The sequence below is a fragment of the Specibacter sp. RAF43 genome (assembly GCF_052114065.1).
Lineage (GTDB): Bacteria > Actinomycetota > Actinomycetes > Actinomycetales > Micrococcaceae > Specibacter.
On record NZ_JBFREA010000026.1, the window covers coordinates 67,831 to 93,727 of the forward strand.

24 protein-coding genes are annotated in these 25,897 nt (G+C 66.8%); 12 read left to right on the top strand and 12 right to left on the bottom strand.

All coding sequences use genetic code 11. The features are described from left to right. Window positions 1-146 precede the first annotated feature (146 nt). On the top strand, window positions 147-1,742 hold the full coding sequence (locus AB4Y80_RS13945) for an LCP family protein (RefSeq protein WP_442214943.1): 1,596 nt from the start codon (window positions 147-149) through the stop codon (window positions 1,740-1,742). A 12-nt stretch (window positions 1,743-1,754) separates the two neighbouring features. Here AB4Y80_RS13945 and AB4Y80_RS13950 read toward each other — a convergent pair whose 3' ends face one another. After that, a complete protein-coding gene (locus AB4Y80_RS13950; RefSeq protein ID WP_442214944.1) occupies window positions 1,755-3,710 on the bottom strand; it encodes a M13 family metallopeptidase in 1,956 nt (651 codons plus the stop codon). Window positions 3,711-4,008: 298 nt separating this feature from the next. On the opposite strand from AB4Y80_RS13950, the gene leuA reads away from it, so the two are divergent. The 3 genes from leuA (at window position 4,009) to AB4Y80_RS13965 (ending at window position 7,382) form a co-directional block, all read left to right on the top strand. Further along, entirely contained in the window at window positions 4,009-5,748 is a 1,740-nt protein-coding gene (gene leuA, locus AB4Y80_RS13955) for a 2-isopropylmalate synthase (protein ID WP_442214945.1), read from the top strand. Window positions 5,749-5,813: 65 nt separating this feature from the next. Continuing rightward, complete coding sequence (gene recO, locus AB4Y80_RS13960) at window positions 5,814-6,566, top strand: DNA repair protein RecO (protein WP_442214946.1); 753 nt, start codon at window positions 5,814-5,816, stop codon at window positions 6,564-6,566. Window positions 6,567-6,569: 3 nt separating this feature from the next. Next, window positions 6,570-7,382, top strand: a complete 813-nt coding sequence (locus AB4Y80_RS13965; RefSeq protein WP_442214947.1) for an isoprenyl transferase — start codon at window positions 6,570-6,572, stop codon at window positions 7,380-7,382. Window positions 7,383-7,418: 36 nt separating this feature from the next. On the opposite strand, the gene AB4Y80_RS13970 is transcribed toward AB4Y80_RS13965, so the two are convergent. Both AB4Y80_RS13970 and AB4Y80_RS13975 read right to left on the bottom strand, forming a co-directional pair. Continuing rightward, a complete protein-coding gene (locus AB4Y80_RS13970; RefSeq protein ID WP_442214948.1) occupies window positions 7,419-8,495 on the bottom strand; it encodes an alpha/beta hydrolase in 1,077 nt (358 codons plus the stop codon). 5 nt (window positions 8,496-8,500) lie between these two features. Continuing rightward, on the bottom strand, window positions 8,501-10,168 hold the full coding sequence (locus AB4Y80_RS13975; protein ID WP_442214949.1) for an FAD-binding dehydrogenase: 1,668 nt from the start codon (window positions 10,166-10,168) through the stop codon (window positions 8,501-8,503). Between the two features lie 103 nt (window positions 10,169-10,271). Here AB4Y80_RS13975 and AB4Y80_RS13980 point away from each other — a divergent pair, with 103 nt between their 5' ends. Next, entirely contained in the window at window positions 10,272-11,339 is a 1,068-nt protein-coding gene (locus tag AB4Y80_RS13980) for a quinone-dependent dihydroorotate dehydrogenase (protein ID WP_442214950.1), read from the top strand. Window positions 11,340-11,366: 27 nt separating this feature from the next. Here AB4Y80_RS13980 and AB4Y80_RS13985 read toward each other — a convergent pair whose 3' ends face one another. Beyond that, window positions 11,367-12,371, bottom strand: a complete 1,005-nt coding sequence (locus AB4Y80_RS13985) for an aldo/keto reductase family protein (RefSeq protein ID WP_442214951.1) — start codon at window positions 12,369-12,371, stop codon at window positions 11,367-11,369. A 74-nt stretch (window positions 12,372-12,445) separates the two neighbouring features. Beyond that, window positions 12,446-13,048 (bottom strand): DUF3043 domain-containing protein, encoded by a 603-nt coding sequence (locus AB4Y80_RS13990; protein WP_442214952.1) that lies wholly within the window; start codon window positions 13,046-13,048, stop codon window positions 12,446-12,448. Window positions 13,049-13,118: 70 nt separating this feature from the next. Here AB4Y80_RS13990 and AB4Y80_RS13995 point away from each other — a divergent pair, with 70 nt between their 5' ends. The 5 genes from AB4Y80_RS13995 to AB4Y80_RS14015 all read left to right on the top strand — a co-directional run bounded on the left by AB4Y80_RS13995 (window position 13,119) and on the right by AB4Y80_RS14015 (window position 18,198). After that, on the top strand, window positions 13,119-14,558 hold the full coding sequence (locus AB4Y80_RS13995) for a dipeptidase (RefSeq protein WP_442214953.1): 1,440 nt from the start codon (window positions 13,119-13,121) through the stop codon (window positions 14,556-14,558). Window positions 14,559-14,638: 80 nt separating this feature from the next. After that, window positions 14,639-15,025 (top strand): HesB/IscA family protein, encoded by a 387-nt coding sequence (locus tag AB4Y80_RS14000; protein WP_442214954.1) that lies wholly within the window; start codon window positions 14,639-14,641, stop codon window positions 15,023-15,025. Window positions 15,026-15,207: 182 nt separating this feature from the next. Continuing rightward, a complete protein-coding gene (gene ctaC / locus AB4Y80_RS14005; RefSeq protein ID WP_442214955.1) occupies window positions 15,208-16,080 on the top strand; it encodes an aa3-type cytochrome oxidase subunit II in 873 nt (290 codons plus the stop codon). A gap of 13 nt (window positions 16,081-16,093) precedes the next feature. Continuing rightward, window positions 16,094-17,800 carry an aa3-type cytochrome oxidase subunit I gene (ctaD, locus tag AB4Y80_RS14010; RefSeq protein WP_442214956.1) on the top strand — a complete coding sequence of 569 codons (1,707 nt, stop codon included), beginning with the start codon at window positions 16,094-16,096 and terminating at the stop codon, window positions 17,798-17,800. Beyond that, window positions 17,797-18,198, top strand: a complete 402-nt coding sequence (locus tag AB4Y80_RS14015; RefSeq protein ID WP_442214957.1) for a cytochrome c oxidase subunit 4 — start codon at window positions 17,797-17,799, stop codon at window positions 18,196-18,198. Before ctaD ends, AB4Y80_RS14015 begins: the two co-directional genes overlap by 4 nt. A 33-nt stretch (window positions 18,199-18,231) precedes the next feature. On the opposite strand, the gene AB4Y80_RS14020 is transcribed toward AB4Y80_RS14015, so the two are convergent. Beyond that, window positions 18,232-18,561, bottom strand: a complete 330-nt coding sequence (locus AB4Y80_RS14020; protein ID WP_442214958.1) for an HPr family phosphocarrier protein — start codon at window positions 18,559-18,561, stop codon at window positions 18,232-18,234. A 79-nt stretch (window positions 18,562-18,640) separates the two neighbouring features. Between AB4Y80_RS14020 and AB4Y80_RS14025 the strand changes: the two genes are divergently transcribed. Next, window positions 18,641-19,420, top strand: a complete 780-nt coding sequence (locus tag AB4Y80_RS14025; RefSeq protein ID WP_442214959.1) for a GntR family transcriptional regulator — start codon at window positions 18,641-18,643, stop codon at window positions 19,418-19,420. Between the two features lie 104 nt (window positions 19,421-19,524). Here the strand turns inward: AB4Y80_RS14025 and qcrB are convergent, their stop codons facing one another. The 4 genes from qcrB to ctaE all read right to left on the bottom strand — a co-directional run bounded on the left by qcrB (window position 19,525) and on the right by ctaE (window position 23,842). Further along, complete coding sequence (gene qcrB, locus AB4Y80_RS14030) at window positions 19,525-21,198, bottom strand: cytochrome bc1 complex cytochrome b subunit (protein ID WP_442214960.1); 1,674 nt, start codon at window positions 21,196-21,198, stop codon at window positions 19,525-19,527. A gap of 2 nt (window positions 21,199-21,200) precedes the next feature. Next, a complete protein-coding gene (gene qcrA, locus AB4Y80_RS14035) occupies window positions 21,201-22,232 on the bottom strand; it encodes a cytochrome bc1 complex Rieske iron-sulfur subunit (protein ID WP_442214961.1) in 1,032 nt (343 codons plus the stop codon). Between the two features lie 93 nt (window positions 22,233-22,325). After that, window positions 22,326-23,114: a cytochrome bc1 complex diheme cytochrome c subunit gene (gene qcrC / locus AB4Y80_RS14040; RefSeq protein ID WP_442214962.1), complete on the bottom strand. Its 789-nt coding sequence runs from the start codon at window positions 23,112-23,114 to the stop codon at window positions 22,326-22,328. Between the two features lie 89 nt (window positions 23,115-23,203). After that, complete coding sequence (gene ctaE / locus AB4Y80_RS14045; RefSeq protein WP_442214963.1) at window positions 23,204-23,842, bottom strand: aa3-type cytochrome oxidase subunit III; 639 nt, start codon at window positions 23,840-23,842, stop codon at window positions 23,204-23,206. Between the two features lie 186 nt (window positions 23,843-24,028). Between ctaE and trpD the strand changes: the two genes are divergently transcribed. Further along, window positions 24,029-25,099: an anthranilate phosphoribosyltransferase gene (gene trpD / locus AB4Y80_RS14050; RefSeq protein ID WP_442214964.1), complete on the top strand. Its 1,071-nt coding sequence runs from the start codon at window positions 24,029-24,031 to the stop codon at window positions 25,097-25,099. 27 nt (window positions 25,100-25,126) lie between these two features. Here trpD and AB4Y80_RS14055 read toward each other — a convergent pair whose 3' ends face one another. Then, window positions 25,127-25,408: an Lrp/AsnC family transcriptional regulator gene (locus AB4Y80_RS14055; RefSeq protein WP_442214965.1), complete on the bottom strand. Its 282-nt coding sequence runs from the start codon at window positions 25,406-25,408 to the stop codon at window positions 25,127-25,129. An 81-nt stretch (window positions 25,409-25,489) separates the two neighbouring features. Then, window positions 25,490-25,879, bottom strand: coding sequence for a DUF3054 domain-containing protein (locus AB4Y80_RS14060; protein ID WP_442214966.1), 390 nt, complete (start codon window positions 25,877-25,879; stop codon window positions 25,490-25,492). Window positions 25,880-25,897: the final 18 nt, after the last annotated feature.

Consider the following 25,897-nt stretch of genomic DNA (forward strand, 5'->3'; position numbering starts at 1 on the left):
TGCCCTTTCTGCATGGCGCAAATCATCGATGGCGCAGCGCCCCCGCGGACGAACATGTCCAGGCCGGGCAGTGGTTTTGCCTGGAAGATTTGCCTGGAAGATTTGCCAAGAAGATTTACTTTATATCCGCAGCGAAAGGTTGATTCATGGGGCGACGCCGTGCCGAAACGGCGGCAGCGAAGGCTGCCGGCACCTCCCGTGCACAACCACGCGGGGCTGCCGGTCCAATCGGCCGCCACTTCAAGCCGCGCCACCGGGCGCCGTTGTGGCTGAAGATCACCGCCGTCTCGCTGAGCGCGGCGCTGGTGTTGGGGATCGGCGCCGTCGGATTCCTGTTCTGGAAATTGCAAAGCAACGTCACGACGGCGCCGCTGAATGCGGCCGTCACCCAGGACGGCCGGCCCACGACCGTCGAGGACACCGGCTCCCTGCAGGTGCTGATCCTGGGCACCGACACCCGGGACGGGAAGAACAGCGCCTACGGCTCGGCCAATGATTCCGCCGGGGAGGGCCACTCGGACGTGATGCTGTTGATGAACATCTCGGCCGACAATTCACGCGTCTCCGTCACCAGCTTCCCGCGCGACCTGATGGTGCCGATCCCCGAATGCCGGCCGGTCAAGTCCGGCCAGGCCGTTGCCGCGCAGGCGATCGGCCAGCTCAATGCCGCGTTGGCCGCCGGACCAGGCTGCACGGTGGCGGCCATCAATGACATGACGGGCCTGACCATTGACCACTTCATGTTGGCGGACTTTACGGCCGTGAAGGAATTGTCCTCCGCCCTGGGCGGCGTGCAGGTGTGCGTGGACCACGCCATGTACGACGTCAACGGCTCCTTCCTGAAGCTGCCCAAGGGCAAGAGCCTGGTCGCCGGCGAACAGGCGCTGGCGTTCCTGCGCACCCGCCACGCCTTCGGCGATGCGAGCGACCTGGACCGGATCAAGGCCCAGCAGTACTTCCTGGGCTCCATGGTCCGCAAGGTCAAGAGCGAGGGCACCCTGACGAACCTGCCGCGGCTGTACAACCTGGCCGACGTCGTCACCAAGAACCTCACGATCGATACGGGCCTGGCCAATGTCCCGGCCATGATCGCCATCGCCAACCGGCTCAACAAGATCGACCTCGCCAATGTCTCCTTCGTCACCGTCCCGAACGAACCGTATGCGGCCGATCCAAACCGGGTCCAGCTGAAGGAACCGCAGGCCGGCCAGTTTTTTGCCGCCCTCCGGCACGATTCGGCGCTGACCCAGGCCCAGGCCGCCGCCATGGCCAAGGCGAGCGCGGCCGCCGCCTCGACCCCGCCGTCCCCGGGCACCCCGGCCACGGGCCCGGCGGCCACGCCCACCCCCTCGGCGCCGGCCTATGACAAGGCCATCCAGCCCATCAGCGTGGTCAATGCCTCCGCCGTGGCGGGGCGCGGCACCGAACTCCTCCAACACCTGGCGGCCACGGGCTACACCGGCGCCTGGTCCGCCGGGGACGTGCCGGCCGAGAACGTCACCAAGGTCCTGTACGGGGCGGACATGGCGGATGTGGCCGCGGATGTGGCGCGGGCGTTCAAGATCCCCGGCACGGCCGTCACGGCCGATCCCCGGATCACCGGCGTCCAGCTGGTGGTCGGCACCGATTGGGTCTCCGGCAAGGCCTACGGCGAAGTCGCCGTCCCCGAGGGGGTCGTCTCCAGCACGGCCGAGCAAAGCGACCAGTGCCTGGTCGTCAATCCGCTCTACTACACGAACTGACGGTCCTCGCCGCTACCAGATACTGACCCGTTCGCCCGGATCCAGCCAAAGGGCGTCCCCGGGCGTCGTGCCAAAGGTGTGGTGGAAGGCGTCGAGGTTGCGTACGACGGCGTTGCAGCGCAACTCCGCGGGGGAGTGCGGGTCCACGGCCAGCCGGCGCACCGCCTCCTCCGGGCGGATCTTGGCCCGCCAGCACTCGGCCCAGGAGTAAAAGAACCGTTCGGCGCCGGTGAGGGCGTCAATCTCCGGCGCCGGGGTGCCGTCGAGGCTCAGCTGATAGGCCTTGTAGCCGATGGCCAGCCCGCCCAGGTCGCCAATGTTTTCGCCCAGGGTCAGCTCGCCGTTGACCTGGTGCCCCGGCGCGGCCGAAGGGGAGAGGACACTGTACTGCTCCACCAGCTTGGCGGTCAGGGACTCGAAGGCGGCCCGGTCTTCATCGGTCCACCAGTTGCGCAACGCCCCGGAGCCGTCAAACTGCGAGCCCTGGTCGTCGAAGCCGTGACCGATCTCGTGCCCGATCACGGCGCCGATCCCGCCAAAGTTGGCGGCGTCGTYGGCGTCGGCGTCAAAGAACGGCGGCTGCAGGATGGCCGCGGGGAACACCACCTCGTTCCGGGTGGGGTTGTAGTAGGCGTTGACGGTTTGCGGGGTCATGAGCCACTCCTCCCGGTCGATCGGGACCCCGATCTTGGCCAACTGGCGGTCGAGCTCGAAGATGTGGCTGCGGGCCACGTTGCCCACCAGGTCGCCCGGGATGATGTGCAGCTTCGAGTAGTCCCGCCACTTGGTGGGGTAGCCGATCTTCGGGACAAACGCGTCCAGTTTGGCCAGCGCCTTCTCGATGGTCTGCGCACTCATCCAGGTCAGCGCCGAGATGCTCTCCCGGTAGGCCTGGATCAGGGTGGCCACGAGCTGTTCCATCCGCACCTTGTGCGTTTCGGGGAAGTGCGCGGCGACGTACAGCTGCCCCACGGCCTCGCCCAGGGCGCCCTCCACGAGCGCCACCCCGCGCTTCCAGCGATCCTTGATGACCGGGGTGCCGCTGAGGATGGTGCCATAGAAGGCAAAATTCGCGTCCACGAAGTCCCGGGAGAGGAAGGGGGCGGCGCTGGTGATGGCGCGCATGGCCAGCCACTCGCGCCAGTCCCCGAGCCGGTCTTCGGTCAGCAGCCGGGCCTGGCCGCTGAAGAAATCGGGGGTGGCCACCACCAGCTCCGCGCTTTGTTCGGCCGTGACGCCCAGGGCCTCCAGCCACAGCTCCAGGGCGGGCAGCAGGTCCAGGGCGTCGGCCTTGGCCATGAGGTTGTACGTCTTCTGCGGGTCGCGCAACGTGACGTTGTCCCAGTGCGTCGCGGCGATCTGGGTCTCCAGGGCCATGATGCGGCGCGCGGCCGGGCCCGGCTCCGCCATCCCCGCAAGGCCCAGCATGGCCTCCACATGGAGGAGATAGGCGTCCCGGATGTCGGCGAACTTCTCCTCCCGGTAGTACGACTCGTCCGGCAGGCCAAGTCCCGACTGGAAAAGGTGGAGCAGGGAGCGTTCCGGATTGCCGGCGTCGTTGTTCACGTAGCCGCCGAACAGGCCGTCGCCGCCGGAGCGGTCCAGGCGTCCCATGAGGGTGACGACGCCGGCGATCGAGTCCGTGCCGGCGATCTCCTCCAGCGTTGCCGCCAGTGGGCCGGCCCCGGCGGCCTCCACGGCGTCCTGGTCCATGAAGCTCGCGTAGAGGTCGCCGATCTTGGCGTCCACCGACCCCGGCGAGGTGGTGTGCCGGGCCGCGGCTTCCTCGATGATGCTGCGCACGGCGGCCTCGGACTCGTCGCGCAGGGTGACAAAGGACCCGCTGACGGCGCGGTCGTCCGGGATGACCTCCGCGGCCAGCCACCTGCCGTTGACGTGCCGGAACAGGTCGTCCTGGGGCCGGACCGAACGGTCCAGGTTGGCCAGATTGATGCCGGAATGTTTCAAGGGGATCACCTGTCTGTCGGTCGCGGACGGCGGCCGGTCGCACACCGGCGGTGTCCATGATGCGAGCTCTTCGACCTCCATCCTACGTGCCGTGCTAGGCTTAAAACGTGCGCACTGGAATGCTTCTTCTTAGCTGCCGCGGCGAGGCCTCACACACGTTGTTCTAGCCCAAGAGATCCCCACCGGGCGTGGGGTGACACGGACTGCACAACGATTCGAATTGGCCGCCCCTCGCTGCGGAGTTTGTTGTGCCCGGCCGACCTTCCCCATCGTTCCCCCAGAAAAGGTCACCTTTCCAATGCAAAATGCACAAAAACCCTCAGGCATGCCGGTCCACCGCTATATCCCCTTCCAGGACCAAATCACCGTCGAGCTGGCGGACCGCACCTGGCCGGACAAGGTCATCACGGCCGCGCCGCGCTGGTGCGCGGTGGACCTGCGCGACGGCAACCAGGCGTTGATCGACCCGATGAGCCCGGCCCGCAAGCTGAAGTTCTTCAAGCTGCTGGTCTCCATGGGGTACAAGGAGATCGAGGTCGGCTTCCCGTCTGCCTCCCAGACGGACTTCGACTTTGTCCGCCAGCTCATCGAGGGCGGACACATCCCCGATGACGTGACCATCCAGGTCCTCACCCAGGCCCGGGAACACCTGATCGAGCGGACCTACGAGTCCCTGGTCGGCGCCCGGACAGCCATCGTCCACCTGTACAACTCCACCTCGGTGCTCCAGCGCAAGGTCGTCTTCCGCCAGGACCAGGACGGCATCATGGACATGGCACTCCAGGGCGCCCGGCTGTGCAAAAAGTATGAGGAAACCCTCGAGGACACCAAGATCACCTACGAGTACTCGCCCGAGTCCTTCACCGGCACCGAGCTCGACTACGCCGTGCGGGTCTGCAACGCCGTGGCCGACATCTTTGAGGCCTCCGCGGACAACCAGGTGATCGTGAACCTGCCGGCCACCGTGGAGATGGCCACCCCGAACGTCTATGCCGACTCCATCGAGTGGATGAGCCGCAACTTGCACCCGCGGGAGGGCATCCTGCTGTCCCTGCACCCGCACAACGACCGCGGCACCGGCGTCGCGGCCGCCGAGCTGGGCTATCTGGCCGGCGCGGACCGCATTGAGGGCTGCCTGTTCGGCAACGGCGAACGCACGGGCAACGTTGACCTGGTGACGCTGGGGCTGAACATGTTCAGCCAGGGCATCGATCCCATGATCGACTTTTCCAACATCGACGAGATCCGCCGCACGGTCGAATACTGCAACCAGCTGCCCGTCGGCGAGCGGGTCCCCTACGGTGGAGACCTGGTCTTCACCGCGTTCTCCGGATCGCACCAGGACGCGATCAAGAAGGGCCTGGAGGCGCTCGAGGCGGACGCCGCGGACGCCGGCGTGCCGGTGGCGGACTACACCTGGGCCGTGCCGTACCTGCCGATCGACCCGAAGGATGTGGGCCGCAGCTACGAGGCGGTCATCCGCGTCAACTCCCAATCCGGCAAGGGCGGGGTGGCCTACCTGCTCAAGAACGAGCACAACCTGGACCTGCCGCGCCGGGCCCAGATCGAATTCTCCGGGGTCATCCAAAAGCGCACCGACACGGTGGGCGGGGAGGTCAGCGCCGAGGCCCTGTGGGGCATCTTCTCCGACGAGTACCTGCCGGCCGAGGACCACGGCAGCTCGTGGGGCCGCTACCGGATCGGCTCCTTCAGCGCCTCGACGGACGACGACGGCGAGGTCACCCTGGTCGCGAACCTCACCATCGACGGCGCCACCACCAGCCGCACCGGGACCGGCAACGGCCCCATCGCCGCCCTGCTGGCCATCCTGGGCGAGGATGGCGTGGACGTGCGGGTCCTGGACTACACCGAACATGCCCTGTCCGAGGGCGGCAACGCCCGCGCCGCCGCCTACGTCGAGTGTGCCGTGGGCGAACGCGTGCTGTGGGGCGCCGGCATCGACGCGAACACGGTCACCGCATCGCTGAAGGCCGTCGTTTCGGCCGTCAACCGCGCCGTCCGGGACGCCCGGGCATAACGCTATCCGCCGGACCCGGCGCCGGAAGTCCGCCGGCGCCGGGTCGATGGTGGAAGAATGGAACCGTGTCCAATTCATCGTTTGCCGCGCGCACCTACCGGGATGACGCCGTCGTCCTGCGCACCCACAAGCTCGGCGAGGCGGACCGGATCATCACGCTGCTGACGCACCATCACGGGCAGCTGCGGGCCGTGGCCCGCGGGGTCCGGCGCACCAGCAGCAAGTTCGGCGCCCGGCTGGAGCCCTTCATGGTGGCCGACCTTCAGCTGGTGAAGGGCCGCAGCCTGGACATCATCACCCAGGCCGTGGCCCGGGCGAGCTACGGCGATGCCATCGCGGCCGACTATGACCGTTACGTGGTGGCCGCGGCCATGGCCGAGACCGCCGAGCGGCTCACCGACGTCGATGGGGAGACCTCCACCGCGCATTATCTGTTGCTGGTCGGCGCCCTGGCGGCACTGAGCCGGGGGGCCCACGCCCCGGGGCTGTGCCTGGATTCCTATCTGTTGCGGGCCGTCTCGATCGCCGGGTGGGCGCCGAGCTTTGGGGACTGCGCCCGGTGCGGGGAGCCCGGCCCGCACCAGGCGTTCAATGCCGCGCTGGGCGGCGCCGTGTGCCATGAGTGCCGCCCGCCGGGATCCCCGGCCCCGGCGGCGGAGACCATGTTCTTGCTGGCATGCCTGTTGAGCGGGGACTGGGCCGGGGCCGACGCCTCCGCACCGGCGCACCGCCGGGAAGCCGCGGGCCTGGTGGCCAGTTATGTCCAATGGCATCTGGAGCGCACCGTGCGCTCCCTCAAACTTGTGGAGCGTGTATAAAGAGTGGCCGTCCAGCGCAGCAGCAGGAGCCTGTCCAAACCCGCCGTCGTCGCCCCGTGGCCGCACGCCTCCGGGGAGAGCGTGCCCACCATCCCGGCCGGGTTGGTTCCCGCGCACGTGGCGATCGTCATGGACGGGAACGGGCGGTGGGCCAACCAGCGCGGGCTGCCCCGGATCGAAGGCCACAAGGCCGGCGAGCCGGCACTGCTGGACGTGATGGCCGGCGCCATCGAACTGGGCATCAAGCATGTGAGCGTCTACGCGTTCTCCACCGAGAACTGGAAGCGTTCGCCCGAGGAGGTGCGCTTCCTGATGGGATTTAACAAGGACGTGCTACGACGCCAGCGCGACCAACTGGACGCGTGGGGGGTGCGCATCCGTTGGGCGGGACGCCGGCCCCGGCTGTGGGGGTCGGTCATCAAGGAACTTCAGGTGGCCCAGGAACTCACCAAGGACAACGACGTGATTACGTTGACCATGTGTGTTAATTACGGTGGCCGGGCCGAGATCGCAGACGCCGTGGCGGCCCTCGCCGCGGACGTCGCCGCGGGGCGCCTGAGCCCGCGCGCCGTCTCGGAGAAGACCATCCAAAAGTACTTGTACAACCCGGACGCCCCCGACGTCGACTTGTTCCTGCGCTCCAGCGGCGAGCAGCGCTTGTCCAACTTCATGCTGTGGCAGTCCGCCTACGCGGAGTTTGTCTTCATGGACACGCTGTGGCCGGACGTCGACCGGCGCACGCTGTGGGCGGCCGTGGATGAATACGCCCGCCGCGACCGCCGCTACGGCGGCGCCGTCGACGCCGCCAAGGCCTAGGGCCCACGCGYCCGAGGGCCCCGGGGCGGGGCGCGCCTAGCGCGCCGCGGGTCGGGAGGGCGTGGGGACGTACCCGTTGAGCCAGCGCTCCAGGCGGGCGTAGGCGTCGTCGCGCACCGGCTGTGGCGAGAGGAACACCTCGTGCAGTGCGCCGTCGATGCGCTCCACCGCGACGCTGTTCCCCAGGGACAGCGCACGCAGGGCCAGCGCGCGGACGTCCAGGACGACGTCGGCCCGGAGCATGTCCTCGTTCCAGACGGGACCGAGCATGCTCCGCGTCGAGACCAGCACCAGCACCGGGGCCGCCAGGCCCAGGCCGGCGGCCACGCTGCGCTGCCCGGACAGGATGGCCCTCATCCACCCCGCCCGCACGGGGAAGGCCTGCGGCGGGCGCATTCTGCGATCCACCGCCCATTCCCCGTATGCCTCGTCGCTGATGCCCCGCCAGTAAAAGCTTCGCTCCGGTACGCGCATCCGGGTCAGCGGGCGCAGGTCCGCCAGCGGCCGGATCAGGGGCGTGGCGGTGCGCCGGATCGCCGCCCCGCCCTGGATCTCCAGCCAGGGGCTGTTGAGGATCAGGTGGCTGACCTGGGCCGGGGACTTGGCCGCCCATAGCGCCGCGATCAGCCCGCCGGTGGAGTGGCCCATGAGGATTACCGGCCCGTCCTTCCCCGTGTCCGCCCGCAGCACCGCCACGGCCAGGCGGATCTCATCGTCGTAGTCGGCCAGATCATCCACATACCCGCCCAGGCTCGGCGATGCCAGGGAGCGCCCGTGGTTATGCAGGTCCAGGGCGTAGAAGCGATGCCCGCGCGCGGTAAAGAACCTGGCCAGGAGCACGTTGAAGAAATAGTCCGACCAGCCGTGCAGATACAGCACCGCGGGTTTCCCGCCATCGGAGATGTCGGCGGCCCCGCCGAGTTCGCGGCYGGGCCCGGCAGCACCCGCGGTCCCGTCAGTGTTCCCGACCCTGTCCCCACCCGTGGTCCCGTCAACGGTCAGGTGCCTGATCAGCGTGGCCCGGCGCGGCGTGCCGTCCGGGCGCGGCACCTCGAGCGGGGTGCAACTGAACTCCGGGCCCAGGATGTCCTCGGTCCAGGCGATGCCCGTCATGCCCGTCATCCCACCGCGGCGGCGGCCCGGCCCGCGGCCCGCCCGGAGAACAGGCATCCGCCCAGGAAGGTTCCCTCAAGGGAGCGGTAGCCGTGGACGCCGCCGCCGCCGAAGCCGGCGACCTCGCCGGCGGCGAACAGCCCACCGATAGGTGCCCCGCCCGCGTCCAGTACCCGGGAGGACAGGTCGGTTTGCAGGCCGCCCAGGCTCTTGCGGGTCAAGACGGACAAGCGGACGGCAATCAATGGCCCGTGCTCGGCGGCCAGGAGGGGATGCAGGGGCGCGACGCGCATGAGCCTGTCCGTGGCATAGCGGCGGGCCGCGCGGATCGCATTGACCTGGGCGTCCTTGCCCAGGCCGCTGACAACCTGCCGGTCCCGGGCCGCCAGCGTCTCATGGAGCCCCTGCGGATCGATCAGTTCGTCACCGACCAGGGCGTTCATGCGCCCGGCGAGGTCCTGTGCGGTTGCCGCCTGCAGGAAGTCCACCCCGCGGTCCAGGAAGTTCTGCACCGGTCCCGCCGGGCCGGGCAGCACCCGCCGGGCCAGCAGCGACAGGTTCCGTCCGGTCAGGTCCGGGTTTTGTTCGGACCCGGACAGCGCAAATTCCTTGCCGATGATGGTCTTGTTGAGCACCAGCCAGGAGTGGTCGTAGCCGGTGGCGGTCAGATGGCGCAACGTGTCCAGCGAGTCAAAGCCGGGAAACAAGGGACCGGGCAGCCGCCGGCCGACGGCGTCCAGCCATACGGGGGAGGGGCCGGACAAGATGCGGATGCCGTGGTGGGGCCAGACGGGGTCCGTATTGTGCACCCCTTCCGGATAGTGCCACATGCGATCCGTGTTCACGAGCCGGCCGCCGGCGCGGGCCACGGTTTGCTGGAATTCACCGTCGACGGACGCGGGCACCCCCGCCAGCAGGTGCGCCGGGCTGTCGGGGCCGGGCCATTGTTCGCGGACCAGGCGGAAGTTGCCGCCGATGCCGCCGGTCGTCACCACCACGGCGCCGGCCCGGGCCGTGAATTCGCCGGCCACCTCCCGGCTGCCGGCCACGCCCCGGGCGGTCGCGGCGGGCACGAGCACCTGGCCGCGCACCCCGGTGACGTCACCGGCTTCGACCATCAACTCCGTGGCCCGGTGCCCGAAGGCAAGGCGCACCCGGCCGGCCGCCACGCCCTCCCTGACCTTGGCCAGGAAGGGTTCCAGCAGGCCGGGCCCGGTGCCCCACACCACATGGAAGCGGGGCACGGAATTGCCGTGGCCCTGCGCGTCATAGCCGCCGCGTTCGGCCCACTGGACCAGCGGGAAGAAGCGGACCCCGAGTGCGTGGAGCCACGCGCGCTTCTCCCCGGCGGCAAAGTGGACGTAGGCCTCGGCCCAGCGGCGCGCCCGATCGTCCTCGGGCCGGTCAAAGCCGGCGGAGCCCATCCAGTCGCCCAGCGCCAGCTCCACAGTGTCCTTCACGCCCAGGCGTCGCTGTTCGGGGGAGTCCACCAGGAACAGGCCGCCAAAGGACCAATGCGCCTGCCCGCCCAGCGACGCTTCGGGCTCCTGGTCCACGATCACCACGCTCCGCCCGGCGTTGTAGGCCTCGGCGGCGCTGACCAGTCCGGAGATGCCCGCGCCAATCACCACCACGTCGGCGTCGAGCCGCGAACCGCTGCTGTTGCTTCCCATGCCGCCATGCTAGACCTTGGGTCCGGCCGGCGCCCGAACCGTCCCGGCGGCACCTGCGTGGACGCGTTTTGCAGTTGCGCGGTGGAGACGGAAAACTAGGGGCATGCGAATCTATCCCACCGTCTTCCGCGTCTGCTTCTCCTGGATGGACGCCGAGCAGGCGCACAGGATCGGGTTCGCCCTGATCAGGGCCGCCCACACGGTGGGAGCCGGGGCCGTGCTGCGCCGCCTGTTCGCCCCCGCCCCGTCCCTGCGCACCACCGCGTTCGGCCTGACCTTCCCCACGCCGTTCGGCCTGGCCGCCGGGTTCGACAAGGGGGCCAAGGGGGTCAACGCCCTCGCCAACTTGGGTTTTGGCCACATCGAGGTCGGCACCATCACCGGGGCCGCCCAGCCGGGAAACCCCCGCCCGCGCCTCTTCCGCCTGGTCCAGGACCGGGCCGTCATCAACCGCATGGGCTTCAACAACGACGGCGCCGCCGCCGTGGCGCCCCGGCTCACCCGGGCGCTGGCCGGGCTGCGGGCCGGCTACGACGGCGTCCGGCCGGTTGTCGGGGTCAATATCGGCAAGACCAAGGCCGTGGATCTCGATGACGCCCTCGGCGACTACCTCGTGAGCGCCCGGGCCCTGGCGCCGGCGGCCGACTACCTTGTCGTGAACGTCAGCTCGCCGAACACGCCGGGCCTGCGCCTGCTCCAGGACGTCGAAACGCTCCGGCCCCTGCTCAGCGGTGTCCGCGCGGCGGCCGACTCCGCCGCGGGCCGGCACGTGCCGCTGCTGGTGAAGATCGCCCCCGACCTTTCCGACGACGACGTGGACGACGTCGCCGCGCTGGCCCTGGACCTCAACCTCGACGGCATCATCGCCACCAACACCACGATCGGCCGGGAAGGATTGGGCAGCCCGGCCGACGTCGTGGCGGCCAAGGGCGCCGGCGGGCTCTCCGGCGCGCCCCTGAAGGTCCGGTCCCTGGAGGTCCTGCGCCGGCTCAAGGCCGTCGTGGGCGAGCGGCTGGTCCTGGTCTCGGTGGGCGGGGTGGAAACCGGTGCCGACGTCCAGGAGCGCCTCGACGCCGGCGCCACCCTCGTCCAGGGCTATACGGCATTCCTCTATGAGGGTCCCTTCTGGGCGGCCCGCATCAACAAGGAACTGGCCGGGCTGCGCCGCTGATGGCGACCCGCAACCGGTCGCAGCCGACTACACCACGCGGGTTGGCGGGCTGACCGTCTTGGCGGGGTCGTTGACGATGCTGGGCGCCAGGGCGTCATCGATGGCCGCCATGAGTTCGGCCGGAATCCTCACGCCGGAGGCCTTGACGTTCTCGGCCACCTGCTCGGGCCGCGACGCACCCACCAGGGCGGTGGCCACGTTGTCGTTTTGGAGCACCCACGCAATGGCCAGCTGGGCCATGGTCAGGCCCAGTTCCTCGGCGACGGGCCGGAGCTTTTGGACGTTGGTGAGGATCCCGTCGTCGAGGAAGCGGCTGATCATCTCCTTGCCGCCGTGCTCGTCCGTGGCGCGGCTGCCGCCCGGAAGCGGCTGACCCGGCAGGTACTTCCCCGACAGCACCCCCTGGGCCATGGGCGACCACACCACCTGGGACATGCCCAGTTCCCGGGCGGCCGGGATGACCTCCGGTTCAATGACCCGCCACAGCGCCGAGTACTGCGGCTGGTTGGACACGAGGGAGAAACCGGCCGCCCGGGCCAGGAATTGGCCGCGCCGCAGCTGGTCCGCGGTCCACTCACTGACGCCGATGTAGAGGGCCTTGCCGGCACGCACCACGTCCGCGAACGCCGCGATGGTCTCCTCCAGCGGGGTCTCGTGGTCAAAGCGGTGGGCCTGGTACAGGTCCACGTAGTCCATGTTCAGCCGGCGCAGGGAATTGTTGATGCCCTCCATGATGTGCTTGCGTGAGAGCCCCGTATCGTTGGGGCCCTTGGGTCCCACCGGCCAGTAGACCTTCGTAAAGATCTCCAGGGACTCGCGGCGCTGGCCGGCCAGCGCCGCGCCGAGGACTTCCTCGGCCCGGCCGTTGGCATACACATCGGCCGTGTCGAAGGTGGTGATGCCGGCATCCAGCGCGGCGCGCACGCAGGCGGTGGCGACGTCGTTTTCCACCTGCGAACCGTGGGTGAGCCAGTTGCCGTAGGTGATTTCGGTGATCTTCAGGCCGGAGCGGCCAAGGTAGCGGTATTCCATGTCCCCAGCCTACCCACCGTTAAAGCACGACGCCGGTCCCTCCGTGGGGGAGGAACCGGCGTGTTGGCGTGCGGTCAGTGGGGGTACTCGCCGCGCTTGACCATCGGCTTGGGCAGACGCAGGCGGCGGAACTGCAGGGAACGCATGGTCCCGTACCAGATGACGCCCGGGTTTACGGCACCAAACTTGGCAATGAGCTTGCGCTTGAGCTTGCGGGACATAAACCAGGCGTCGACGGCGACGCCGGCCACCATGACCCAAAACAGGCCGAAGATCAGGATTTGGGAGTCGCTGGTGGGCGGAATGACCACCGTCAGCACCACAATGGCCAACGCCACGAACATGACGTATTCGCCCAGGCTGAACCGGGCGTCCACATAGTCGCGGGCGTAGCGTTTCTGCGGGCCCTTGTCCCGGGCCGGCAGGAAGCGTTCCTCGCCCGTGTCCAGGGCGCGGCGCATCCGCGACTGCTCCTCGCGGCGGGCATCCCGGGCAGCGACCTTGGCGGCGGCCCGGTCATTGGGGACCAGCGGCCGCTTGCGCGCCTCTTCCTGGGCCCTGCGCGACGGCGTGGGGGTGCCCTTGGCCGATTGCGGGTCCCTAGACCTGTCAACGGACTCGGCGGGGGCAGGCGCAACCTGCTGGTCGGTGGGGTTTACTTTCTTACGTCCAAACACCCGTAAAGGATACCCCGAGACCGCCATCCATCTTGACCGGTGTCGAATACGCGGCGGTAGGGTGGCCTATATGACTGAAGAGACCACGACCACACCCAACACCGCGAACCATATCGGGGGGAACGTCCCGGTGGAGAGACTGCGCCAAAGCGTAGGAGAGAACTTCCAGGCCACGGTGGCCGAACTGATGGACCTCGTGGCGATCCCGGGCATCGCCTGGGACGCGTTCGACGCCGCCGCACTGGACCGCAGCGCGGACGCCGTTGCCGCCCTGATCCGTGGCGCCGGCGTTCAGGACGTGCAAATCCTGCGCGTGAACAAGGACGACGGAACGCCGGGCGGCCCGGCCGTGGTGGCCCGCAAGCCCGCAGCACCCGGATTCCCGACGGTGGTGCTGTACGCCCACCACGACGTCCAGCCGCCGGCGGACCTGTCCCTGTGGGACACCGAGCCTTTCACGGCCGTGAAGAAGGACGGGCGGCTGTTCGGGCGCGGCGCCGCCGACGACAAGGCCGGCATCATGGCCCACGTCGGCGCCCTGCGCGCGCTCACCGAGGTCCACGGCCCCGACTTCGGCCTGGGCGTGACACTGTTCATCGAGGGCGAGGAGGAGGCGGGTTCACCCACCTTCCGCACCTTCCTGGAAACCCACCGCCAGCTGCTCGGCGGCGACGTGATCGTGGTCGCCGACTCCGCCAACTGGAAGGTCGGCGTACCCGCCCTGACCACCAGCCTGCGCGGCCTGGTGGACGGCACGATCGAGGTCCGCGTCCTGGACCACGCCGTCCACTCCGGCATGTTCGGCGGGCCGCTGCTGGATGCCCCCACGCTTTTGGCCCGGCTGATCGCCACCCTGCACGACGACGACGGCTCCGTGGCGATCGCCGGGCTCAGCACCGGCGTCGCGCCGACCCTCGAGTACCCGGAGGAGGCCTTCCGCGCCGACGCCGCCGTACTCGAGGGCGTGCGGCTCGCCGGCACGGGCAGCATCACCGCACGGCTGTGGGCCAAGCCGGCCCTGTCCATCATCGGCATGGACATCCCGTCCGTGGCCATGAGCTCCAACACGCTGCTGCCCTCCGCCCGGGCAAAGTTCAGCCTGCGCTTGGCGCCGGGCCAGGAACCCCAGACGGCCATGGCCGCCATCGAGGCGCATGTCACCCGGCACGCGCCCTTTGGCGCCCGCGTCACGTTCACCCCGGGGGAGGCCGGGCAGCCGTTTGCCACGGACACCGGCGCCCCGGCCGCCCGCACCGCGCTGTGGGCCCTCGGGGAGTCGTGGGGCGTCCCCGCCGTCGAAAGCGGCATGGGCGGGTCCATTCCGTTCATCGCGGACCTCCACGACATGTTCCCGGCGGCACAGATCCTGGTCACCGGGGTCGAGGACCCCGACTCCCGCGCGCACAGCGCCAACGAGTCCCTGCACCTGGGCGACTTTGAAAAGGCGATCGTGGCGGAGGCGCTGCTGCTGTCCGCCATGAACGTCGGACAGGCCGCGGGAAGAGACTGAGCATGAATGCCGTTGACATAAGTTAGCGCCCGTCCCGGGCTCGACGTAGCATGTACTTGTACCCCGATTAAGGAAATTTCATGACTGCAAATGTTCACGAAGACACCACAGCCGCCCCCGTTGCCGAGGCCGAGCTGCCGGTCCACGGCGTCCAGATCACCGATGTTGCCGCCGGCAAGGTGCGCAGCCTCCTGGAACAGGAGGGCCGCACCGATCTGCGCCTGCGCGTGGCCGTCCAGCCCGGCGGCTGCTCCGGGCTGATCTATCAGCTCTACTTTGACGAACGCCTGCTCGACGGGGACGCGGTCCGCGACTTCGACGGCGTGGCCGTTGTCATCGACAAGATGAGCGTGCCCTACCTCGACGGTGCCAGCATCGACTTTGAGGACACCATTTCCAAGCAGGGCTTCACCATCGACAACCCGAACGCCGGCGGCTCCTGTGCCTGCGGCGATTCATTCCACTAACCAGACATGCTGTCTCGATGTACAAAAAACTGCCGGCATTCGCAAAATGCCGGCGACGCACGGTGGGTTTAGTACGCGTTTTGCGTGCTCTAGCGGTAAGCTCTACATCGAGTAGTAAAACCCGTTTCGCATCCCCGGCCCCTGGCCGGGACGGTGCGCAGTAACAAGAGGAAGGGCCGTCTGTGAGTTCGCAGGACCGAACCGGCAGCCGACGCGCAAAAGTCATCCCGATAGCCGGGTTGGCGATTGCCGGAGCGTTAGCTTTATCTGGATGCACGGCACAGAATAAGAATGGCTGGATGCCAGCCGAACGTGATACCACCAATCACACGGCGGGCATCATCGATCTTTGGGTCAACACCTGGATCACAGTCTTGATCATCGGGCTCATCACCTGGGGATTGATCATCTGGTGCATCATCGCCTACCGTCGTCGCAAGGGTGCCACCGGTTTCCCGCGCCAGACCAGCTACAACCTCCCGTTGGAGGTTTTTTATGTGCTGGTGCCGCTGTTCATGGTGCTGGTGTTCTTCCACTTCACCGACGCCGAGCAGCAATCCATCACCGCCCGCGACGCCAACCCCGACGTCACCATTGACGTCCGGGCCAAACAGTGGTCGTGGGACTTCAACTACCTGCAGGGCCAGAACGTCAAGGAGGCCGTGTATGACATCGGCGTCCAGGCGCAGCTGGACGGAAAGCCGTTTGACAAGTCGACGCTGCCCACCTTGTACCTGCCGGTCAACCGCAGCGTCGAACTGCAGCTCAATGCCCGCGACGTGATTCACTCCTTCTGGGTTCCGGCCTTCTTGAACAAGCTGGACATCCTGCCGGGCAAGACCAACTACATGACCCTGACGCCGACGACGCTGGGCGAATATGACGGCAAGTGCGCCGAGCTGTGTGGCGAATACCACTCCGAGATGCTCTTCAACGTCAAGGTGGTCACGCAGGCGGAATTCGACGCGCACCTGGCCAGCTTGAAGGACCAGGGGCAGACCGGCACGCTGGGCAACAAGTATGACCGCAATCCGAATCTGAACGAGAAGAAGTAAGGGGAAGAGGAAAGTGTCTACACTCGAGTACTTGGCAACCGAAGTTACTTCGGCTGCACCAAGGGTGGTTCCCATCTCCAAGGGGCGCATCGTCGTCAACTGGATCACGTCCACCGACCACAAGACGATCGGCTACATGTACCTGATCGCCTCCTTCATCTTCTTCTGCCTCGGCGGCGTCATGGCGCTGATCATCCGGGCGGAACTCTTTGAACCCGGCATGCAGATCCTGCAGACCAAGGACCAGTACAACCAGCTGTTCACCATGCACGGCACCATCATGCTGCTCATGTTCGCAACACCGCTCTTCGCCGGCTTCGCCAACGTCATCATGCCCCTGCAGATCGGGGCACCCGACGTTGCATTCCCGCGACTGAACGCACTGGCGTTCTGGTTCTTCCTCTTTGGCAGCACCATTGCCGTCGCCGGTTTCATCACCCCGCAGGGCGCCGCAGCCTTTGGCTGGTTCGCCTATGCACCGTTGTCGAACACCACGTTCAGCCCCGGCATCGGCGGCGACTTGTGGGTGTTTGGCCTGGCGCTCTCGGGCTTCGGCACCATCCTTGGTTCGGTCAACTTCATCACCACCATCATTTGTCTGCGTGCCCCCGGCATGACGATGTGGCGGATGCCCATCTTCACCTGGAACACGTTGATCACGGGCATCCTGGTCCTGATGGCGTTCCCCCCGCTGGCCGCGGCACTGTTCGCCCTGGGTGCGGACCGCCGGTTCGGGGCCCACATCTTCGACCCGGAAAACGGTGGGGCCATACTGTGGCAGCACCTGTTCTGGTTCTTCGGCCACCCCGAGGTGTACATCATCGCCCTGCCGTTCTTCGGCATTGTCTCGGAGATCTTCCCGGTCTTTAGCCGCAAGCCGATCTTCGGCTACAAGGGCCTGGTGTTCGCCACCATCTCCATCGCCGCCCTGTCCGTTACCGTGTGGGCCCACCACATGTACGCCACCGGCCAGGTCATGCTGCCGTTCTTCTCCTTCATGACGATGCTGATCGCCGTGCCAACAGGGGTGAAGTTCTTCAACTGGATCGGCACCATGTGGCGCGGCTCGCTCACCTTTGAGACGCCGATGCTGTGGAGCCTGGGCTTCATCGTCACGTTCCTCTTCGGCGGCCTGACCGGCATCATCCTGGCGTCCCCGCCGCTGGACTTCCACGTCTCGGACACCTACTTTGTGGTGGCGCACTTCCACTACGTGGTGTTTGGCACCGTGGTGTTCGCCATGTTCGCCGGCTTCTACTTCTGGTGGCCCAAGTTCACCGGGCGCATGCTCAACGAGCGCCTGGGCAAGATCCACTTCTGGATGCTGTTCCTGGGCTTCCACGGCACGTTCCTGATCCAGCACTGGCTGGGCGTGCTGGGCATGCCGCGCCGCTACGCGGACTACATGGTCGAGGACAACTTCACCTGGATGAACCAGTTCTCCACGATCTCCTCGTTCGTGCTTGGCGCCTCCATGATCCCGTGGTTCTGGAACGTCTACATTACGTGGCGCAGTGCCAAGAAGGTCGAAGTTGACGATCCCTGGGGCTTTGGCGCCTCCCTGGAGTGGGCCACGTCCTGCCCGCCGCCGCGGCACAACTTCACGTCCCTGCCGCGCATCCGTTCCGAGCGCCCCGCCCTGGATCTTCACCATCCCGAGCTGGCCCCGCACTATGTCCCGGCCCCCGTTGCCGCCTCCTCGAAGGGAGCAACCAAGTGAAGGTTGAAAGTTTCATCTTCATGATCGTCGGGACGTTCTTCATCCCGGTCGCCACCGTCTACGGGTTCATGGTGAAGTGGCAGGAGCCGGTCGGATTCCTGGCCTGCTACCTGTGTGCCGGGCTGGGCCTGATGATCGGGATCTACCTGCGCTACACGGGCAACCGTGTGGGTCTGCGCCCCGAGGACCGCGTGGACGCGGAGGTCCATGAGGGCTCCGGCGAACAGGGGCACTTCAGCCCCTGGAGCTGGTGGCCGCTGGTGCTGGGCCTGGCCGCTGCGACCGGCTTCCTGGGCCTGGCCGCCGGTTGGTGGGTGCTTTTCCTCGGTGCCGGCCTGGCCGTGATCGCCCTGATCGGTTGGGTGTACGAATACAGTCGCGGGGACCACGCGCACTAGGGGCTCGTTTCGCCCCGGGCGCCTGCCGATCCGTTAGCATAGGGTCTGGCGGCCACTCCMTGAGTGGCCGCCCACGGGGGAGGAGTCACGCAGATCGGTGCGCAGCAGGGCCGCGAGGGTGTCAACAGCCTCCCGCACCCGGGCGTCCTCGTGCCCGTCCCCGCTGACCCCGATCTCGACCTCGGTGCCCTGTGAGAAGTCGGCGGTCATGACCTCCAGCAGGGAGCGGGCGTCGATGGGGGACCCGCCCGCCTTGGCCAGGGTGATGGGCAGACCCGTGTGGTGCACGGCGCGGACAAAGACTGCGGCGGGCCTGGCGTGCAGCCCCACGCTGGCTGCTACGGTGGCTTTCCGGGTGTACATTGCTGGCTCCTTGACGGTAGTTGTATCTGTAATGAGAGTAGTCGTGTTTTAGGCTGGTCATGGTCTCGAAAGGACAATCATGGGCTATCTGGTACCGCCCGCCGGCAGCATCCCGGGCGCGCTGGAGCGCTCCTCCGAGGTGTCCATTCACATCCAGCTGCGGGAGTTGCTGCGCAACTACATCACCAACCATTCCAAGTCCGGCCGCCAGCTGCCCTCCGAACGCGACATGGCCGAGCACTTCGGCGTCGCCCGGATGACGGTGCGCCACGCCGTCGAGGCCCTCGTGGACGAGGAACTGCTGGAGCGGGTGGTGGGGGTCGGGACGTTTGTCTCCCATCGCAAGCTCGACGTCCAGGTGAAGTTGACGTCCTATTCGGAGGAAATGCAGCGCCGCGGCATGACCCCCGCGGCCAAGACCCTGGCCTTCGAACAGATTCCCGCCACGGCCCGCCTGGCACGTGAACTCCAGATGGACGAGGGGCAGCCGGTCATCCGGTTCCGGCGGCTCCTGCTGGCGGACGGGGAACCCATGAGCGTTGATGAGAACTTCATCCCGGCCTGGCGGGTCCCGGGCATCCTGGAAAAGGCCCCGCCCACGTCCCTGTACAACCTTTTGAGCGAACGGTACGGGCTGGTCATCGAGTGGGGCGAGGACATGATCGAGGCCAATGCGGCCACGCCCTCCATTGCCCGCCTGCTCAAGGTCGACGTCGGCGCCCCTGTCCTGCGAATGGAACGGCACGCGTTTGTCTCCCGGGCCATGGTGGACTACTCGGTGTCCTTCTACCGGGCCGATCGCTACAAGCTCTGGGTGCCCCTGCAGCGCCCCGGCGTGCGGACCCGGCGCACTTACTAGTTCCGTCGCCGTTGCGGCCTGCACGGGCCGTTGGGGCCGTGTTAACGTCGATCAGGCGGCCCCCTTGCGGGGACCGCCTGATCTCAATGGGCTTGCCGGTCGAGTTAGTGCGTGACCGACGCGGCCTCCTCGCCGCTCTCGATGGCCTCGTGGTGGCCGTGGGTGAGCGCCAGCTCGGCCGGGGTGGCCGGGGCTACGCGGTCCTCGAAGAAGAAGCGGCTGAGCGCGGCGCGGCGCTTTTCCGTCCTGGTGACAATCCCGTTTTCGTTCGGGATGCCCTCCTCGGGAAGGGGAGACTCGAAGCCGACGAGCCTGTAGCGCTTGTAGTCGTCGAGCTGGGCGTGCATCTCCTGGAATTCGCCGTGGGGCAGGCGCACGATGCGTCCGGTTTCCCGGCCGTGCAGGGCGATCTCACGATCCTTGCGCTGGAGGGCCAGGGCGACCCTCTTGGCGACGATGAAACCGAGGATCGGGCCGATGATGAACAGGGCCCGCAGCCAGTAGGTCACGTCGTTTAGCGAGACTTCGAAGTGGGTGGCGATCAAGTCGGAGCTTGCCGCGGCCCACATCACGCAGTAGAAGATGAACCCGGCCACGCCGATCGCGGTGCGCGTCGGTGCGTTGCGCGGCCGGTCCAGCACATGGTGTTCGCGGTTGTCGCGGGTGATCCAGCGTTCGATCCAGGGGTAGGTGAACAGCAGCGTGAACACGATTCCGGCCGGGATGAGGGCCGGGATCAGCACGTTCAAGCTCAGGGTGTTCACGCCCCAGGGGAGCGGGATGTGCCATTCCAGGGGGATGGCGAACAACCAGCCCGGCATCAGTCGCAAGGCGCCGTCTACCCAGCCGATGTACCAGTCAGGCTGGGTGCCTGCGGATACGGGGGAGGGGTCGTACGGTCCGTAGTTCCAGATCGGGTTGATCGTGAACAGGGCCGAAACGAATGCGACGATGCCAAAGACGATGAAGAAGAAGCCGCCGGCCTTGGCCGCGTACACCGGGCCCAGAGGGTAGCCGACCACATTGCGGTCATTGCGGCCCGGACCTGGGTACTGGGTGTGCTTGTGGACGACCACCATGAAGAGGTGGATCGCCACCATCAGCAGGATCAGTGCCGGCACCAGCATGATGTGCATCATGTACAGGCGCCCGACGATCGCCGTGCCCGGGAATTCGCCGCCGAACAGGAAGAAGGAGATGTAGGTGCCCACCACGGGGATGGACTTCATCACGCCGTCGATGATGCGCAGGCCGTTGCCGGAGAGCAGGTCATCGGGGAGGGAGTAGCCGGTGAAGCCAGCCGCCATGGACAGGATGAGCAGCACGCCGCCCACCACCCAGTTCAGCTCGCGGGGCTTGCGGAACGCCCCGGTGAAGAACACGCGCAGCATGTGCACCGAAACGGCGGCGACGAATAAGAGCGCCGACCAGTGGTGCACCTGGCGCATGAACAGCCCGCCGCGAACGTCAAAGGAGATGTTCAAGGCCGAATCGTAGGCCACGGACATTTCCATGCCCTTGAGTGGAACGTAGGAGCCGTTGTAGTGGGTCTCCGCCATGGACGGATCAAAGAAGAACGTCAGGAAGGTCCCGGAGAGCAGCAGGATGACGAAGGTGTACAGCGCCACCTCGCCGAACATGAACGACCAGTGGTCCGGGAAGACCTTGCGCCCAAATTCGCGCAGGATGCCGGAGCCTCCCACCCGCTCGTCCACAAAGTTCGTGATGCGGCCGGTGGCCGTCTTGGGTTCGTATGGTGTTTGCGTTGCGGCAGCCATGATTAGCCACGCTCCCAAAAGCTTGGTCCAACAGGTTCGTGGAAGTCGCTCTGGGCGACCAGGTAGCCGTCGCTGTCCACCGTGATGGGCAGCTGCGGCAGCGGGCGAACGGCCGGGCCAAAGATGACCTTGCATTCGTTGGTCAGGTCGAACGTTGACTGGTGGCACGGGCACAGCAGGTGGTGGGTTTGCTGTTCGTAGAGGGCCACCGGGCAGCCGACGTGCGTGCAAATCTTGGAGTAGGCGACAATGCCATTGTAAGCCCAGTCCTCCCGGCCCGCCGAGGGGTGCAGGTCATCCGGGTTCAGGCGCATCAGCAGGACAACGGCCTTGGCCTTCTCGTTGAGCTTGCCTTCGGTGAGCTTGTTCAGCGACTCGGGGATGACGTGGAACGCCGAGCCGATCGTGACGTCCGAGGCCTTGATGGGTGTGCCGTCGGGGTCGCGGGCCAGCCGCTCGCCTTCCTTCCACAAGGTGTGGCGGAGAGTGTTTCCGGGCAGCGGGCCCAGGTCGCGGAAGATGGCGATAGCCGGCAGCGGGGCCAGGGCCATGGCGCCGATGAGGGTGTTGCGGATCAGCGGACGACGCTTGATGCCGGTTTCCTCGAGTATGTCATCAACGATCTTCACGGCGGCCTGGCGGTCGTCCTCCGAGCGCAGCTCGTGGCGCTCCTCGGATACCTCGTGGTCCGGCATGAGCGCGCGCGCCCAGTGGACGATTCCCGTGCCGATGCCCAGCATGGCGAACGCCACGCCCAGGCCAAGGAAGATGTTTTGCAACCGCAGCGTCGCAATGGTCTCATCCAGCCGAATGCCAAAGTAGGCAAAGAGGAACAACAGGGTGCCGACAATGGAGATCACAAACAGGATCGCCACCTGGCGCTCGGCCCTTTTGGCAGCCTTGGGGTCCGTGTCGGCCAGCCTCAATCGATGCGGCGGCAGTCCAGGGTCCTGGAACTGCTCCACCTCACTGATGTGACCAGCCTTAGCTACGGCGTCGGAGCCTGTCGGCGAGCCGTCACTATGGTTGCCCATAATCCCCTCATCCTTCTCTTATCCCGGTTAGGTTCCGGGGTCGTAATGTATGTTTCGCGCGGCCGCCAAAGGCGGCCAAAAATCTCTTGTGGACTAGGAAGTCCGCGACGTCAGCCAGATGGTGAAGCCGATGATGACGCCCAGAACGGCGGTCCAGAGGAACAAGCCCTCGGAGACCGGGCCCAGGGAGCCAAGCTGGGCGCCGCCGGGGGAGCCCTGGGACTCGATGGTGTTCAGGAACGTGATGATGTCGCGCTTGTGTTCGGGGGTGATGTTGGCATCACTGAAAACGGGCATATTCTGCGGGCCGGTGACCATGGCGCCGTAGATGTGCTCGTTGGACACACCGGCCAGCGCCGGAGCGAACTTCCCACGGGTCAGCGCGCCACCGGCGGCCGCGGCGTTGTGGCACATGGCGCAGTTCACGCGGAACAGCTCACCGCCCAGCGTTGCGTCGCCCTTGCCATCGAGGTACTTCGGATCCGCCACGGCGGGTCCGTCACCGAGGGTGGCAACGTAGGCCGCCATGTCGCGGGTCTGGTCGGCGTTGAACTGGGCCGGCTTCTGGCGGGCCTGCGGGCCCTGCATCTGCATGGGCATCCGTCCGGTGCCCACCTGGAAGTCCACGGCCGCTGCGCCGACGCCGGCCAGGGACGGGCCATTGTCCGTGCCGCTGGCGCCAATGCCGTGGCAGGTAGCACAGTTGGCCACGAAGAGCTTTTCGCCTTCGTCAACCTGTTGTGCCGTGTAGGTGGTGGTATCGGCCTTGGCCGAGTTCACCGTTGTGACAACGGCGTACAACCCACCTGTCAGCATGAGCCCCATCAGCAGCAACGCTATTGCTGCCAGCGGATGACGTCGCTTCTGCGAAAGTGCCTTCACTTGGTGGTTCCTTTGATCTATATCCGGCAGCCCCTAGAGAGGGCCGCAAATCCTATTTCTGCCTCGTGTAGAAGAAAACTGTTGTCAGCTTACTTCAGGACGTAGATGACCAAGAACAGGCCGATCCACACGACGTCCACGAAGTGCCAATAGTAAGAAGTGACGATGGCGCTGGTGGCCTCGAAGTGTCCAAACTTCTTGGCCGCGTAGGCTCGTCCAATGATGAGCAGGAACGCCACTAGTCCGCCGAGCACGTGCAGGCCGTGGAACCCGGTGGTGATGTAGAACGCGGAGCCGTAGGCGTCGGAATTAAGGGTGACGTGCTCTGAGGTGAGCATGGCGTATTCGGTCGACTGACCAGCCACAAAAATGGCGCCGAGCACGAAGGTCAGCAGGAACCACTCAGTCATTCCCCAACGGGAGAACTGGAGGCGCCGGCCGATGCGGCGGGGCTGAAGGTTCTCCGCGGCGAACACACCCATCTGGCAGCTGAAGGAGCTGGAGACCAGGACAAGGGTGTTGATCAGGGCGAAGGGGAAGTTCAGCTTGGCCGTTTCTTCCGCCCACAGTCCACCGGTGGTGGATCGCAGGGTGAAGTACATGGCAAAGAGGCCGGCAAAGAACATCAGTTCGCTGGAGAGCCAAACGACGGTTCCTACGGAAACCATGTTGGGGCGGTTCAGCGTCGGATGCGCCGGGATACTGGGGGCATGGGTCGCAGTTGTCACATAGACATTATGTCTATAAAACTCCAGAGTTCCCAATGCAAAATGCCGTTTCGCCGAACTTTTTCTACAAACTTGCGAAATTCCCGGGGATTCCCAGCCAAAACCCAGCCGGACATGCACAGTCGGGCCCGGGTGTCAACGGTCACATTCGTTCGGGCGGGCCCGGAATCGTCTAACATCGAGAGGGTGAATCCTCAAGAGGCCCCAGTAACCGTGGCACCCACCTGGCCGAACCTGATCGCGGCGCTCATAGCAGGGCATGATCTTTCGGCGGGGGAGACAAAGTGGGCCATGAACACCATCATGGCCGGCAACGCCACGGATGTGCAGACCGCCGGATTCCTGGTCGCGCTGCGATCCAAGGGTGAAACCGTGGGCGAGGTGGCGGGCCTGGTGGAGGCCATGCTGCAAAACGCCCGGCCGCTGGCGATCGACGGGGATGCCCTGGACATCGTGGGCACCGGCGGGGACCGGCTGAACACCGTCAACATCTCCACCATGGCCGCCCTGGTCTGCGCCGGGGCCGGCGCCACCGTGGTCAAGCACGGCAACAGGGCCGCGTCGTCCGCCGCCGGTTCGGCCGATGTCCTGGAAGCACTGGGGGTCCGCCTGAACGTCCCCGTGGAGGGTGTGGCCGCCGCCGCCGCCCAGGTGGGCATGACGTTTTGCTTTGCCCAGGTCTTCCACCCCTCCATGCGCCATGCGGCGGTGGCGCGCGCCCAGCTCGGCGTCCCGACGGCCTTCAACTTCCTGGGCCCGCTGACCAACCCGGCCCATGTGGTGGCCTCCGCTATCGGCGTGGCCGATGCCACGATGGCCCCGCTGGTGGCCGGCGTCCTGGCCGCCCGCAATGTGCGCGCCCTGGTCTTCCGCGGCAGTGACGGCTTGGATGAATTGACGACGACGGGCCCCTCCGCCATCTGGGAGGTCCGGGACAATGTGGTCACCGAAAGCGTCTTCGATCCGCTGGAGATCGGCATTCCGCGGGCCACCATCGAGGACCTGCGCGGCAAGAACGCCGAATACAACGCGCAGGTGGTGCGGCGCATCCTGGACGGGGAACGCACGCCGGTACGCGACGCCGTCGTGCTCAACGCCGCCGCGGGGCTGGTGGCCTACGACCGTTCGGCGACGGGCACGCTGGTGGAGCGGATGAGGTTCGCCGCGGCGCGGGCCGAGGCGGCCATCGATGGCGGCGCGGCCGCCAATGTGCTCAAGCGGTGGATCGCGCTGACCGCGGAGCTGACGGCCGGATAGTCCCGGCCACTCTCACCCCGCGGGGGATCAGTGGTCGAAGCCGAGCGAGAAGGCGGCGTCGAGGTCGTGCTGGGAATAGGCGCGGAAGGAAATCTGCGTGGTCGTGGACATGACCGACTTGACCTTGGAGAGCTTGTCCGCGATGACGTCGGCCAGGTCCTCATGCTTTTCCACCCGCGCGATCGCGATCAGGTCCCACTCGCCGGTCACGGAGTAGACCTCGCTGATTCCTGCCAGCTCGGAGATTTCCTGGGCGGATTCCGGAATCCGGGAGGCATCGGTCTTGATCAAGACAAAGGCGGTGATCACGGGGTGTGTCCTTTTCATGTCGGGGAGTGGTGACGTTGCGGCGCTGCGGTGGCTTCGATCCTAACCCAATCGAGGCGCGTTTTAGCGTTGCGTGCGGCGCATCAGGAGTGTGACGACGGCCCGCTGGCCGAGCAGGAACAGGGCCAGCACCAGTGTTGCGACGACGACGAAGGGAATGGCCGCCGTCGACCCGGAGGCGATGCGCAGGGCCATGCCGCCGGCCACGGTGATCAGCCAGACACAGACGCCGGTGGGCCAGAGGCGGAACGGGTGGCGCCAGGTGCGGCTGGCGAGCCAGCCAATGCCCAGCGCGGCCAAGAAGGGCCACGCCGTGCCCAGGACTCCGGCGACGCCCAGGGATTCGGCGTGCGAGCTGCGGCCCGAGGCGGCAAAGACGATGATGAGGGCAGCGTCCAGCAGCAGGGCGAGGGCAACGGCCTTGACGGCGGGTTTGGTTTGTACTTGGGTCACTGCTCAAGTTTAGACGCA